General features: G+C 55.9%; 12 protein-coding genes. 8 read left to right on the forward strand and 4 right to left on the reverse strand.

Translation table 11 applies throughout. From position 1 onward, the window contains the following. Nucleotides 1-42: 42 nt before the first annotated feature. On the reverse strand, nt 43-342 hold the full coding sequence (locus ACA373_RS07950; protein WP_253459911.1) for a type 1 fimbrial protein: 300 nt from the start codon (nt 340-342) through the stop codon (nt 43-45). Between the two features lie 97 nt (nt 343-439). Here ACA373_RS07950 and ACA373_RS07955 point away from each other — a divergent pair, with 97 nt between their 5' ends. The 8 genes from ACA373_RS07955 (at nt 440) to yejF (ending at nt 10905) form a co-directional block, all read left to right on the forward strand. Beyond that, nucleotides 440-1420 carry a GTP-binding protein gene (locus ACA373_RS07955; RefSeq protein ID WP_125288195.1) on the forward strand — a complete coding sequence of 327 codons (981 nt, stop codon included), beginning with the start codon at nt 440-442 and terminating at the stop codon, nt 1418-1420. Nucleotides 1421-1458: 38 nt separating this feature from the next. Then, entirely contained in the window at nt 1459-2166 is a 708-nt protein-coding gene (locus tag ACA373_RS07960; protein ID WP_253459905.1) for a phosphatase PAP2 family protein, read from the forward strand. A 518-nt stretch (nt 2167-2684) separates the two neighbouring features. Continuing rightward, nucleotides 2685-3260 carry a bifunctional murein DD-endopeptidase/murein LD-carboxypeptidase gene (gene mepS / locus ACA373_RS07965; RefSeq protein ID WP_125288197.1) on the forward strand — a complete coding sequence of 192 codons (576 nt, stop codon included), beginning with the start codon at nt 2685-2687 and terminating at the stop codon, nt 3258-3260. A gap of 452 nt (nt 3261-3712) precedes the next feature. Continuing rightward, nucleotides 3713-5287 (forward strand): cyclic di-GMP phosphodiesterase, encoded by a 1575-nt coding sequence (locus ACA373_RS07970; RefSeq protein WP_301251146.1) that lies wholly within the window; start codon nt 3713-3715, stop codon nt 5285-5287. A gap of 102 nt (nt 5288-5389) precedes the next feature. Next, nucleotides 5390-7195 carry an extracellular solute-binding protein gene (locus ACA373_RS07975; protein WP_253459896.1) on the forward strand — a complete coding sequence of 602 codons (1806 nt, stop codon included), beginning with the start codon at nt 5390-5392 and terminating at the stop codon, nt 7193-7195. A gap of 10 nt (nt 7196-7205) precedes the next feature. Then, the gene (locus ACA373_RS07980) at nt 7206-8297 is read left to right on the forward strand and encodes a microcin C ABC transporter permease YejB (protein WP_253459893.1); all 1092 of its coding nucleotides are present in this window, start codon (nt 7206-7208) and stop codon (nt 8295-8297) included. Further along, nucleotides 8297-9322 (forward strand): microcin C ABC transporter permease, encoded by a 1026-nt coding sequence (locus ACA373_RS07985; RefSeq protein ID WP_301251148.1) that lies wholly within the window; start codon nt 8297-8299, stop codon nt 9320-9322. Before ACA373_RS07980 ends, ACA373_RS07985 begins: the two co-directional genes overlap by 1 nt. Continuing rightward, entirely contained in the window at nt 9322-10905 is a 1584-nt protein-coding gene (yejF, locus tag ACA373_RS07990; protein ID WP_370734305.1) for a microcin C ABC transporter ATP-binding protein YejF, read from the forward strand. Before ACA373_RS07985 ends, yejF begins: the two co-directional genes overlap by 1 nt. An 8-nt stretch (nt 10906-10913) precedes the next feature. On the opposite strand, the gene ACA373_RS07995 is transcribed toward yejF, so the two are convergent. The 3 genes from ACA373_RS07995 to rsuA form a co-directional block, all read right to left on the reverse strand. Then, nucleotides 10914-11246 carry a YejG family protein gene (locus tag ACA373_RS07995; protein ID WP_253459886.1) on the reverse strand — a complete coding sequence of 111 codons (333 nt, stop codon included), beginning with the start codon at nt 11244-11246 and terminating at the stop codon, nt 10914-10916. A 309-nt stretch (nt 11247-11555) separates the two neighbouring features. Further along, nucleotides 11556-12764 (reverse strand): Bcr/CflA family multidrug efflux MFS transporter, encoded by a 1209-nt coding sequence (locus ACA373_RS08000; RefSeq protein WP_370734306.1) that lies wholly within the window; start codon nt 12762-12764, stop codon nt 11556-11558. 10 nt (nt 12765-12774) lie between these two features. Then, complete coding sequence (rsuA, locus tag ACA373_RS08005) at nt 12775-13488, reverse strand: 16S rRNA pseudouridine(516) synthase RsuA (protein ID WP_253459880.1); 714 nt, start codon at nt 13486-13488, stop codon at nt 12775-12777. Between the last annotated feature and the right edge of the window lie 119 nt (nt 13489-13607).

Here is a 13607-nt window from a genome sequence, read left to right on the forward strand (position 1 = left end):
GAGCGCGCCACGCCTCGCCGTTATTGTTATATTATTACACTACTAGCGATAGCTAACGGTCAGTATGCCCTGTCGTCGCGCCTGGTCCAGCCATTCAACGTCGATACGGGCGATGCCGGATGGCAGCGTACCGTTGGCCTGTAGCGAGATCGGCGATACTTTTAGCTGGCCGTCGCGATAACAGGTAGCGCTGATTTGATTCTGTTCCTGTTGCACAGCGCAACCCGGCTCCGTGATCGCTCCGGAAAAAGTGATAACGCCGGTGCCTGCGGCTACCGTCGCCAGCGCGCTACCTGCCGGAACCATCAAAAAAAGGGCCAGCGAAAAGTTAAGTTTGCTCATACTTACCTCATTTATTAGCGTCTCTTAATTAACATAGTCGGCAATACGCTTTCCGAAAGCCGATAAGCACAACCGGCCACAACTCAAGGAGAAAATAATGACTCGCGTAAACCTGATTACCGGTTTTCTGGGCAGCGGCAAAACCACTACGCTGCTGCATCTGCTGGCGCAGAAACCACAGGGAGAAAAGTGGGCGGTGCTGGTTAATGAGTTCGGCGAGGTAGGTATAGACGGCGCGCTGCTGGCGGAAAGCGGCGCGGTGCTAAAAGAGATCCCCGGCGGCTGCATGTGCTGCGTTAACGGCCTGCCGATGCAGGTGGGCCTGAATATGCTGCTGAAGCAAACCAGGCCCGACCGTCTGCTGATTGAGCCGACCGGCCTTGGTCACCCTAAACAGATCCTCGACCTGCTGTCTGCGGAGGTTTATCAGCCCTGGCTGACGCTGGATGCCACGCTCTGCCTGCTCGATCCACGTCAGCTAGGCGATGCCCGCATTACGGCTAATGAAAACTTCCGCGATCAGCTCGCCGCCGCCGATATTATCGTGGCCAATAAAGAGGATCGCTGGGATGAGGCCACGCTGGCAGCGCTGCAAGACTGGCGCGCGCAGGACGCTTTACAGCGCCCCATTATTCCCGCGCGTTTCGGCCAGATCGCTGGCGAACTGCTGACGCGTCCACGGTTGAATCAGCAGCCGCTGCCGCAGGCGGCACACCATCATGCCAGGCCCGCTTCGCGACTGGCGGCGCTGGCGCCCGTGCAGAATACGCGCTGGCGGCGTTCGCTGAATCAGGGCCAGGGCTACTATTCCTGCGGCTGGGTGTTTGATGCAGAAACCGTGTTCGATACGGTTGGCCTGTTGGAGTGGGCGCGGCTCGCTCCGGTTAGCCGGGTAAAAGGCGTGGTGCGCATTCAGGAAGGCCTGCTGAGCGTGAATCGTCAGGGCGAGGATCTTAATATCGAAACGCGTCAGGCTGCGCCGCCAGACAGCCGGATCGAAATTATTCATGAAGAAGAAGCCGACTGGAACAGCCTCCAGGCATCTTTGTTGAAACTTCGTTTAACTGCTGTTGTATAATGTACGCCGTCACTTCTTCTTAACTTAATCTTAATAAAATGCGTGCTAATCAACTGATCACTATCCTGGTGCTTAACGCGCTGGGACTGGCGCTCTTTTTTTCCTGGTATTTGCCGGAGAATCACGGCGCCTGGTTTACGCTCGATAAAAACCTTTTTTATTGGTTTAACGAGCGGCTGGCAACCAATAAAGCGCTGTTATGGCTGGTTGCTATTACCAACTTTCGCCCTTTTGACGCGGTGTCGCTGCTGGCGATGGGCGCGCTTTATTACAGTTTCTGGCGGCGTGAAACGCCCCAGGGGCGCAGGCGGCTGCTGGCTATCGGCATCGCTATGCTGCTGACGGCGGTGGTGCTGAACCAGCTTGGTCATCTGATCCCGGTTTCGCATCCCAGCCCGACCAAATATTTCCCGGACGTTCATCACGTGACGACATTAACCGGCATTCCAACTAAAGATGCCTCTTCCGATAGTTTTCCTGGCGATCACGGCATGATGCTGATGATTTTTGCCAGCTTTATGCTGCGCTACTTTGGCGTTCGTGCTTTTTTAATTGCCGTGGGGATCGTGCTGATATTCGCTACGCCGCGCATTATGATTGGCGCGCACTGGTTTACCGATGTCGCGGTAGGCTCGCTTTCCGTGGTGCTGGTAGGGACGAGCTGGTGGTTAATTACGCCGGGCAGCGACTGGCTGGTGAATATTTTATATCGTGCTTTACCAGGTAAATATAAGCCGGCTAATTAATTAAGCCGCTTTTTTTACCGTTTTCAGGAAGCAACGAAAAGTGATTTACGCCACTTTCGTTGCTTTTTTATGCGATGTAGCTCTCAAAATCCCACTTTATGCTACAGCTGCAGTGATGTTTGATCCCCAGCGGAATCTTCTGCCTTTAAGAAACGTACAGCAGTATTAAACTGAATTGTGGCTAACACGCATTTTTTAACGCTCTTTTAGCCTTTCACGCCTCAGGTTTTCAGCGTTTGTGCCGATAAAGTGGCCAGACTACGACCTCTCTGTTTCTTATGATAAAAATCAATAAAAAAGTCGTTAAAACCCCTCGCCAGCACGCAGTTAATCGGGTAATCTCATTTCCGATTAGGACAAAGCTGTAAGATATTTCCATTATTTACATTTTAAACTGTGCGCTTTCGCACAATTTGAATTTTGTGGAATTGTTTTGCCCGTGTGCGCTAATTAATCTCGTTCCGTTTCGCATAGCTAGCGACTTCTGTCGTTAAGGACTTCAAGGGATCACAAACATAATGGTCAAGTCTCAACCGATTCTGAGATATATATGGCGGGTATTGCCCGCAGTGGCTTTAGCCACGCTGCTTTCAGCCTGTAGCTCGACGAATACCAACAGCAATGCACAAACTGATACGCATGCAGTTAATGGCCATAACGGCTTTTTACTTCAGGCGTCTCAGGATGAATTCGAACAGATGGTTCAGAATGTGGATATTAAATCCCGCCTGATGGATCAATATTCGGACTGGAAGGGCGTTCGTTACCGTCTTGGCGGTACCAGTAAACGCGGCATTGACTGTTCTGCCTTTGTGCAGACCACCTTTCGTGAACAGTTTGGCCTGGATCTGCCCCGCTCAACCTATGAACAGGAAGACACCGGCAAAAGCATCCAGCGCGGCAAACTGCGCCCGGGCGATTTAGTGCTGTTCCGCGCCGGCTCTACCGGCCGCCATGTCGGCATCTACCTGGGCAACGATAATTTCGTGCATGCCTCTACCAGCAGCGGCGTGATGATTTCCAATCTCAACGACGCCTACTGGAAAAATCGCTATCGCGAAGGCCGCCGGGTACTAAGCCGAACGCAAAGCTGATCCCCCTGAAGTCTGTGCAAAACGGTTCCGAGCCCCGCTATAAGCGGGGTTTTTTATGGGTAAAGGCTGGCTGCTTCCTGGCTCTTCCCCTTTTTCACTAAAGCCCCGTTGGAAAACGGCAAAGAGAGGCCAGCACAAAGAAACCTGTTTCCCGCTGAGCCTGACACTCTTGCTTTAATATTAACTGGCACTAATTTGTTATTAATAACAGACGCACAAATATTTATATTCAAAAGCTTTTTGGCTACATCGGCCGTTCTGATGGTTTGTTTTATTGCGCCCTGCCTGCGCGCACGAGCGAAATAACTGACATAATGCGTTAAAAAACCGAAGCTAATCATAATAATAAGAAGACAAACGGCACTTTCCCGGTATATCCTGCCGGATTGAAACGGCGTCTGTTGTGCAGGACAGCGCAATGACTTAACCGGCACTTTCGGGAGATAAACCCCATGCCACTCTCATCAAGCCTTACGCGGCCACTTCTCAATCCTCGCAAGATTGCCTGCTTCAGCGCGACCCTCGGCTTACTTCTTTTTCTGGCATTTATCATCATCGCGCTGGCCGTTATGCTTCATCGCCGGGCCGACAATCACGATGAAATGGCCAGAAACACCCAGGCCTATGTGCTGACGATGCTCGATGAACTAAAGCGGAAACTGTTGCCGCTACAAACGTCGCCTCGCCCTGCCTGCTCCGCCATAAAAAATGACCTGATTGAGCGCGCCGCCCTGGATGATAATATTCAGGCTATCCTGATGGTTAATCACAATCGGGCATGGTGCTCTTCGCTGGCCGGAGAAACCCAAATCGCTATGCGCCAGTTTTCCCCTACGACGGACACCCGCAAGCCGCTTGATATTCAGCTTGCCGCCGCGCCGCTGACGCCTGATAAACCGGTTCTTCACCTCTGGTTGCAGAATGGCGAGGCAGGCAACGGCCTGCTGGTCACGCTAAAGATTAATCTGACGCCCTGGCTGCTGTATACCGAACGGCAGCATGAGATTTCAGGTATAGCTATTGTGACCGGCAAGCGGGCGTTAACCAGCTGGGAACAGCGCGTAACGGCAACCAGCTCGCTGCCCGACGATCCGTCAAAAACCATGACGCTACCCGGCTATCCTTTACAGCTAAAGCTTTATGGCGGCAGGCTGAATAGTGACGATATTACGCTGGTGCTGCTGGCCGGTTTGTTGCTGAGCCTGACCGGCGGCTTTGCCTGCTATGCCCTGCTCACGCTCTTTATCCGACCGGGCAAGGAAATCCTGCAGGGCATTCGGCGCGGGGAATTCCACGTAGAGTACCAGCCGGTTATTGCCGCGGCGACCGGCCAGGCCTGCGGTCTGGAAGCGCTACTGCGCTGGACGCATCCCGAAGCTGGCGCCATTCCGCCCGACGTTTTTATCCGCTACGCCGAAAACAAAAATTTGATTGTGCCCTTAACCCGGCACCTGTTTGAACTGGTGGCGCGCGATTGCCATACGCTGCAACATGCCGTGCCGGCCGGCATCAATCTCAACCTGAACCTTTCGCCTGCTCACCTGGGCGATAAAACCTTTTTCCAGGACGTTTTAGCGTGGCTGGAAGCGATGCCTAAGGATCACTTCAGCTACGTTTTTGAAATTACCGAACGGACTATGGTAGAAACCCGCAACGCCCAGTCGGTGTTCGACTGGCTGCGCGGCCAAAATATTCGTATCGCGCTGGATGATTTCGGCACCGGACACAGTGCCTTAATTTATCTGGAAAAATTCCGTTTTGACTACCTGAAAATAGATCGGGGATTTGTAAAAAACATCGCCCGCGAGTCGTTTTCTTCGCCGGTGCTGGATGCGGTGCTGGCGCTGGCGAAAAAACTCAATCTGCTGACGGTAGCTGAAGGCGTAGAAACCGGTGAGCAGGCGCGCTGGCTGCGCCACCGTGGCGTCTGTCATTTTCAGGGCTATTTATTCAGCCGCCCGCGTACGGTGACGCAGCTGATTGATTATTTTCAGCATGAGCCCCGCAGCGAACCGGCTGCCGGATGAGTTATTGCGCTACGCTTTTTAAATGTGCTTCGCTGGCGCATTGCGCAATGCTCTGGCAGGCTGGGGATCGCGCTGCGTTTTTTATCAGGATCGGATAATAAGATGATTTTTCGCTGGTTAGCTTTGCTGCTGTTCTGCTGCGCCGCGACGACGGCTCGGGCTGAAGAAATTCATGAGAGCTACGCCTTTGCCCAGCTGGGCGAGCCTAAATATGCCGTGAACTTCACGCATTTTGACTACGCCAATCCGGCTGCGCCCAAGGGCGGTAGCGCGACGCTTGCCGCTATCGGCACTTACGATAACTTTAACCGTTTCGCCTCGCGCGGCAATCCGGCGCAGGGCACGGATACGCTTTACGATACGCTGTTCGTGAACTCAGAAGACGAAGTGGGCAGCTACTATCCGCTGATTGCCGAATTCGCTCGCTACCCGGATAGCTATCGCTGGGTGGAAGTCACGCTGAATCCCCAGGCGCGTTACCAGGACGGTTCATCCATCACCGCAGAAGATGTTGCTTTTACCTTTAATAAATTTATGCAGCAGGGCGTACCGCAGTTTCGGGTGTTCTACAAAGGCGTCACGGTCAAAGCCATTGCGCAGCTGACGGTGCGCTTTGAGCTGCCGGTCGGCAACAAAGATATGATGCTTTCGCTGCTTACGCTGCCCGTTTTCCCGCAGAGCTTCTGGAAGGATCATAATCTCAGCGAGCCGTTACCTGCGCCGCCACCCGGCAGCGGGCCGTATCGCGTGTCGGCCTATAAAGTCGGTCAGTCCGTGACCTGGTCACGGGTCAAAGATTATTGGGCCGCTAATTTGCCTGTCAATAAAGGCCGTTTTAATTTCGATACGCTGCGCTACGACTACTATCTGGATGACAATGTGGCTTTCGAGGCGTTTAAAGCGGGCGCGTTTGACTTTCGTGCCGAAGGCTCCGCCAAAAAGTGGGCCACCCAGTATCGCGGCCGGAATTTCGACAGCCATTACATCGTGAAAGACGCAAAGCCGAATACCGTGGCTACCTCCTCAAACTGGCTGGCGTTTAACGTACAGAAACCCCTGTTTGCCGATCGCCGCGTGCGCGAAGCAGTTTCGCTGGCGTTCGATTTTGAGTGGATGAATAAGGCGTTATTTTACGGCGCTTATAAGCGCACCCGCAGCTATTTTCAGAACACGGACTATGCCGCTACCGACTATCCCGACGCTAAAGAACTGGAAATTCTGGCGCCCTTTAAGGGCAAAATTCCTGATGAGGTTTTCTCGCAGATTTATCAGCCGCCTCACACCGACGGCAGCGGGTACGATCGCGCCAATCTGCTGAAGGCCACGGCGCTGCTGGAGCAGGCCGGCTGGACGTTGAAAAATCAGCGCCTGGTCAACGCCAGCGGCCAGCCTTTCACCTTTGAACTGCTGCTGCGCAGCGGCGGCAACGATCAGTGGGTGCTGCCTTTTCAGCACAATCTGGCGCGCCTGGGCATCAACCTGGTCATCCGGCAGGTAGACAGCTCGCAATATCTGGCCCGCATGCGCAAAAGCGACTTTGATATGCTGGTTTCCCCCTACCCGGCTATCCCCTACCCCGACAGCAACCTGCAAATTTACTGGTCAAGCGCCTATGTAAATTCCACCTACAACCGGCCGCATGTCGCCAGCCCGGTAATCGACCAGCTGATTGAAAAGATAAATCAGCATCAGAGCGATGAAGCCGCGCTGCTGCCGCTGGGTCGCGCGCTGGATCGGGTGCTGCTGTGGAACTATTACATGATACCGATGTGGTATGGTGCCAGCGATCGCTATGCCTGGTGGGATAAATTTTCGATGCCCGCCACGCGACCGACTTATTCTTTAGGCTTCGACAGCTGGTGGTATGACGTTAATAAAGCCGCGCAGCTGCCGGCCCAGCGTCGTTAAGGAGAGCAGTTTGGGCGCCTATTTGCTACGCAGACTTCTATTAATCATTCCCACGCTGTGGGCGATTATTACGATTAACTTTTTTATCGTGCAGATTGCGCCGGGCGGCCCGGTCGATCAGGCGCTGGCCAATATCGAATTCGGCCAGACTACCGGAATGCCGGGCGCCGGCAATACGCCGCAGGCGCAGGGACGCAGCGCGCTGCATGCTCAGCCCGGTGACAGCCAATATCGCGGGTCGCGCGGGCTGGATCCGGAAGTGGTGGCGGAAATCACCAAACGTTACGGTTTCGACAAGCCGATGTATCAGCGCTACCTGGATATGCTGTGGAACTATGTGCGCTTCGATTTTGGCGACAGCCTGTTCCGCAGCAGCTCGGTTGTGCAGCTGATTAAAGAGAGCCTGCCGGTTTCCGTCTCGCTGGGGCTGTGGAGCACGCTGATTATCTATCTGGTCTCTATCCCGCTTGGCATCCGCAAAGCCGTGCATAACGGCAGCGCCTTCGATATCTGGAGCAGCTCGCTGATTATCATCGGCTACGCCATTCCCTCGTTCCTGTTCGCCACGCTGCTGATCGTGCTGTTTGCAGGCGGCAGCTATCTGGACTGGTTTCCGCTGCGCGGGCTGGTGTCGGCGCAGTTCGACTCGCTGCCCTGGTACGGCAAAATCACGGACTATCTCTGGCATATTACCCTGCCGGTGCTGGCGACGGTGATCGGCGGCTTCGCCACGCTGACTATGCTGACCAAAAACTCGTTTCTTGATGAAATCCGCAAGCAGTACGTGGTCACGGCGCGGGCCAAAGGACTGGACGAGAGCAAAATTCTCTACCGTCATGTTTTCCGCAACGCCATGCTGCTGGTGATCGCCGGTTTCCCGGCCACCTTTATCAGCATGTTCTTTACCGGATCGCTGCTGATTGAGGTGATGTTCTCTCTGAACGGGCTGGGCCTGCTGGGCTACGACGCCACCATTCAGCGTGACTATCCGGTTATGTTCGGCACGCTTTATATTTTCACCCTGATCGGCCTGCTGCTGAATATCCTCAGCGATATCACCTATACGCTGGTCGATCCGCGCATTGATTTTGAAGGTCGCTGATGAGCCGATTAAGCCCCGTTAATCACGCGCGCTGGCAGCGTTTTCGACATAACCGTCGTGGCTACTGGTCGCTGTGGATTTTTGCCGTTCTGTTTGTGCTCTGCCTTGGCTCCGAGCTGCTGGCTAACGATAAGCCGCTGCTGGTGCGCTACGATCATCGCTTCTATTTTCCGCTGCTGGTGGACTACAGCGAAACCGATTTTGGCGGCCAGCTGGCGACCAAAGCCGACTATCAGGATCCGTGGCTGAAATCTCGCCTGGATAAGGAAGGCTGGGCCATCTGGGCGCCGATCAAATTTGGCGACGGCACCATCAATTTCGCCTCCAGCGTCCCCTTCCCTTCGCCACCCTCGCTGCAAAACTGGCTGGGCACCGATGCTAACGGCGGCGACGTGCTGGCAAGGATCCTCTACGGCGCGCGTATTTCGCTGCTGTTTGGCCTGATGCTGACGCTGATGTCCAGCGTAGTCGGCATCATCGTCGGCGCCTGTCAGGGCTATTATGGCGGGCGGGTAGATTTGTGGGGCCAGCGCTTTATCGAAGTCTGGTCGGGTATGCCTACGCTGTTTCTGATTATTTTGTTGTCGAGCGTGGTGCAGCCCGGCTTCTGGTGGCTGCTGGCCATTAACGTGCTGTTTGGCTGGATGCAGCTGGTCGGCGTGGTGCGCGCTGAATTCTTACGCGCGCGCAACTTTGACTATATTCGCGCCGCGCAGGCGCTGGGCGTCGGCGACCGGACTATTATGCTGCGCCATATGCTGCCGAATGCGATGGTGGCGACGCTGACCTATCTGCCCTTTATTCTGTGCGGCTCTATTACTACGCTGACCTCGCTGGATTTCCTCGGCTTCGGGCTGCCGATGGGGTCGCCTTCGCTGGGCGAGCTGCTGCTACAGGGCAAAAATAACCTTCAGGCGCCCTGGCTCGGCATGGCGGCCTTTTTCTCGCTGGCGATCCTGCTGTCGCTGTTGATCTTTATCGGTGAGGCGGTTCGTGACGCCTTCGATCCCAGTAAGGTGCACTGATGTCGTTGCTGACCGTCAAAAACTTAAGCATTGCCTTTCGCCAGGCCGGCGTTGAGCGTCAGGTTGTCGATAATTTGTCGCTGAGCGTCGCAGCGGGCGAGACGCTGGCGCTGGTGGGCGAATCCGGCTCGGGCAAAAGCGTGACCGCCCTGTCGATGATGCGCCTGCTGCCCACGCCGCCGGTGGTCTATCCGCAGGGCGAAATTCTGTTCGCCGGTCAGGATGTACTGAAGGCCGATGAGCGCACGCTGCGCGGCCTGCGCGGCAACCGTATGGCGATGATTTTTCAGGAGCCGATGGTGTCGCTGAATCCGCTGCACAGCATTGAAAAACAGCTGTATGAGGTGTTATCGCTGCACCGTGGCATGCGCGCGGCGGCGGCGAAGGCCGAGATCCTTAGCTGTCTGGATCGCGTGGGCATTCGGCAGCCCGCCAGGCGAATGGGCGATTTTCCGCATCAGCTTTCCGGCGGCGAACGGCAGCGGGTAATGATTGCGATGGCGCTGCTGACGCGGCCTCAGCTGCTGATTGCCGATGAGCCGACCACCGCGCTGGACGTTACCGTGCAGGCGCAGATCCTGGTTCTGCTGAAGGAGCTGAAGCAGGAGATGAATATGGGCCTGCTGTTTATCACCCACAACCTGAATATTGTGCGGCAGCTGGCCGACAACGTGCTGGTGATGCGTAACGGCCAGGGCGTGGAGCGCAATACCAGTCGCCAGCTGTTCAGCGCGCCCGAACATCCCTATACCCGCACGCTGCTGGATGCGGAGCCGGAAGGCAGCCCCGATCCTGTTGACAGCGCGGCGCCACCACTGCTGAAGGTCAGCAACCTCAGCGTCGCTTTTTCCCTGAAAAAGGGTCTGATGCGCCGCGTAGTGGGTGCGCATCAGGCGCTGAAGTCGCTGAGTTTTGAGCTACGTCCGGGCGAAAGCCTGGGGCTGGTCGGGGAATCCGGCTCGGGCAAAAGCACCACCGGCCTGGCGCTGCTGCGGCTAATCGAGGCCAAAGGCGAAATCTGGCTGGGCGACAGACCGCTGCACCAGTGGGATCGCAGGCAAATGCTGCCGGTACGTCGGGAAATGCAGGTGGTTTTTCAGGATCCGAATTCTGCGCTCAATCCCCGGCTGAACGTGCAGCAGATCATTGCGGAAGGCTTGCAGGTGCACCAGCCTGAACTGAGCGCGGAACAGCGCGAGGCGCTGGTGATCCAGGCAATGCAGGAAGTGGGACTGGATGCGGAAACCCGTCATCGTTACCCATCGGAGTTTTCCGGCGGACAGCGGCAGCGCATCGCCATCGCGCGCGCGCTGATCCTTCAGCCGCAGCTGATCGTGCTGGATGAACCAACCTCTTCACTGGATCGTTCCGTACAAAAACAGATCCTGGCGCTGCTGAAAAAGCTCCAACGGGATCGTCAGCTGGCCTATATTTTTATCAGCCACGATCTGCGCGTAGTCAGATCGCTGTGCCACCAGGTGGTGGTGCTGCGCCAGGGAGAAGTCGTGGAGCAAGGCGATTGCGAAACTATTTTTACCGCGCCGAAAGCGCGCTATACGCAGGAGCTAATTGCGCTTGCCTGAGGCCTGGCTCAGGCAGGTATATTTTTAAAGGCTTCAGCAATGCCGACGCCAAAGTTTTTCAGGCGGCAGGTAGTGGCGCATTCATCATTACGCGCCACGAACAGGCACGGCTCGCCTTCCCACTCGACCACGGCGCAGTCGAGCTGAATTTCCGCCAGCGCCTCTTTCAGCATCTGCATGATATCCCAGGCCTGTACGCCCTGATGACTGAGCAGGCTCAGGCCTACCAGGTCATCCTCCGCCTCTGTACCACTGAGCGCACGCGGCTCCAGCCGCTTTCCGGCTCCCCAGCGATAGCTTTGCGGCAGGCGATGCACCACCGAATGTTGTAATCTGTTCACCCCTACTCCCCAGCCCGTAGCCATCATCATTTCTGCCTGTTTCTGGTCGTGGACATACCCCATCTGCGAGGGCTTAGTACCGCCAGTTCGTGATTTTGTTCTCATTTTTACCGCGTCGGCGCCGTAATAACAATCAATTTTGTTGCACAAAAGTAATTTAAGCTTAGTTATTTTTACAATAAGGCAACATTATAGCGTGTATCAGCAGAAAAGCCGGGAAGCAAGGCTTCAGAAAAGCCGGGAAGCAAGGCTTCCCGTTTTGGCGAGGATTAAGCGGGTCAGGCTATTACGCGGATGCGGGCGTCGATGTTATGGCAAGCTGCGCTGACGGCTTTTACGCGGGCGCGTGGCGTAGATAAACAGCAGCACGGAAAACGCGGCGCAGATAAAAATGGAGCCAACCATCGGCCAGGCGCTGGTAAAGGTCATGGTGGAGAGCAGCGCGCCGACCAGCGCGCCCACGCCAAAGCGCAGCGTGCCCGCCAGCGAGGAAGCGGTGCCCGCCATATGCGGAAACTCTTCCAGGATCACCGCCATGGCGTTAGAAGAAACCATCGCCACGCAGCCGATAAACATTGCCACGCCAAACACCAGCGGCAGGAAACCGAGGTTCAGTGCGCTGACCACCACCAGCCAGATGCCCATCGTAAACTGGATCAGCAGCCCCAGACGGAACATCGCCAGCGGGCCGAAGCGGCGCACGCAGCGGCTGTTCAGCAGCGTCATCAGGAACAGGAAAACCACGTTCAGCGCAAAGTAGTAGCCAAAATCCTGCGGCGAAATATGGTTCAGCTCGATATACACAAAGGGGCCGGCGTTAAGGAAAGAGAACATCCCGGCAAAGGAAAAGCCGCTGGCCAGCATATAGCTGAACACGCGCTTGTGGCGAAACAGCGACAGAAAGTTGCGCAGCGTGGTGCGCATATTGAATTTTTGCCGCTTATCGTGCGGCAGCGTCTCTTTGATCTGCGTGACCACCAGCAGCGTGGTGACCACGGCGGCCAGCGAGATAGCCCAGAAGATGGCGTGCCAGTTCCACAGCAGCAGCATCCAGCCGCCCAGGATAGGCGCCAGCAGCGGCGCGATGGTGGTGACCAGCATGACAAAGGACATCATGCGCGAGAACTCCTCTTTCGAGTAGCTGTCGCGCATCAGGGCGCTGATCACCACGCTGCCCGCCGCCGCCGACAGGCCGTGCAGCAAACGCATAAAGATCAGCTGATCGATGGTTTGCGCCAGCGCGCAGGCCGCCGCCGCGACGGCGAAAATCAGCGTGCCCACGGCTATCACTGGCTTGCGGCCAAAGCTGTCGGCCAGCGGGCCGTAGATTAACTGCCCCAGCGCAAAGCCCAGGATATAGAGGTTCAGCGTCATCTGCACGCTGCCGGCCGACACGCCAAATTCGCGGGCGATTTGCGGAAGCGCAGGCAAATACATGTCGATCGACAACGGCATTAGCATAGCCAGCAGGCCAAGAATAACGACCAGTCCCGCCGACGAGTTCTTTTCCTTACGCATCCCTGTTTCCTTATTTTAATTCTGCGGGCAGTCTCACGCTGGCGATCTCTTCCGCCGTCAGGGCGCGATACTCGCCCGGCTCCAGTTCCTCATCGAGCACGATATCGCCAATACGCTCGCGATGCAGCGCCACCACGTGGTTACCCACCGCAGCGAACATCCGTTTTACCTGGTGATAGCGCCCTTCGCTGATGGTCAGCCGCACCTGATTTTCACTGATGACTTCCAGGCTGGCTGGCTTAGTGAGGTCTTTTTCGTTATGCAGCTGCACGCCTGCGGCGAACTGCTCCGCCGTATCCTCGGCCAGCGCGTTTTCCAGCGTCACCAGGTAGGTTTTTTCACAGTGATGGCGCGGCGAGGTGATGCGGTGCGACCACTGGCCATCATCGGTCATCAGCACCAGGCCGGTGGTGTCGATATCAAGCCGCCCTGCCGCGTGCAGTTTATACGCGGTGGGCTCTTCCAGAAAATAGAGCACCGTTGGGTGATCCGGATCGTCGGTGGAGCAGACGTAGCCCTGCGGCTTGTTCAGCATAAAATAGCGCGGGCCGATCTGCAGCCGTAACGGATTGCCGTCATATTCCACTTCGCTTTCCGGGCTGAGCTTAAAAGAACCTTCGCGCACCACTTCCCCATCAACCGTCACCTTACGCGCGCGCAGCTCGCGAGCGGCAATCGCCCGGCTGACTTCCAGTTGCTGAGATAAAAATTTATCAAGTCGCATTAAATCTGCACTGCCTGTTTCAATGAATGAATTCACCGTTCCTGTAGGGAACGTCAGAAGAGAGTAACAGCAGAAGTATATCGGGAGTTGCGGCTCAGGCACAGAGGCGCGCGCGCACG

The sequence above is a fragment of the Erwinia sp. STN24 genome (genome assembly GCF_041320675.1).
Lineage (GTDB): Bacteria > Pseudomonadota > Gammaproteobacteria > Enterobacterales > Enterobacteriaceae > Erwinia > Erwinia aeris.

Bases quoted from the DNA above. Each gene is read 5' to 3' on its own strand.
- ACA373_RS07955 (WP_125288195.1), top strand. From the start codon at position 440: ATGACTCGCGTAAACCTGATTACCGGTTTTCTGGGCAGCGGCAAAACC.
- rsuA (WP_253459880.1), bottom strand. From the start codon at position 13,488: ATGCGACTTGATAAATTTTTATCTCAGCAACTGGAAGTCAGCCGGGCG.
- ACA373_RS07960 (WP_253459905.1), top strand. From the start codon at position 1,459: ATGCGTGCTAATCAACTGATCACTATCCTGGTGCTTAACGCGCTGGGA.
- mepS (WP_125288197.1), top strand. From the start codon at position 2,685: ATGGTCAAGTCTCAACCGATTCTGAGATATATATGGCGGGTATTGCCC.
- ACA373_RS08000 (WP_370734306.1), bottom strand. From the start codon at position 12,764: ATGCGTAAGGAAAAGAACTCGTCGGCGGGACTGGTCGTTATTCTTGGC.
- ACA373_RS07985 (WP_301251148.1), top strand. From the start codon at position 8,297: ATGAGCCGATTAAGCCCCGTTAATCACGCGCGCTGGCAGCGTTTTCGA.
- yejF (WP_370734305.1), top strand. From the start codon at position 9,322: ATGTCGTTGCTGACCGTCAAAAACTTAAGCATTGCCTTTCGCCAGGCC.
- ACA373_RS07950 (WP_253459911.1), bottom strand. From the start codon at position 342: ATGAGCAAACTTAACTTTTCGCTGGCCCTTTTTTTGATGGTTCCGGCA.
- ACA373_RS07975 (WP_253459896.1), top strand. From the start codon at position 5,390: ATGATTTTTCGCTGGTTAGCTTTGCTGCTGTTCTGCTGCGCCGCGACG.
- ACA373_RS07970 (WP_301251146.1), top strand. From the start codon at position 3,713: ATGCCACTCTCATCAAGCCTTACGCGGCCACTTCTCAATCCTCGCAAG.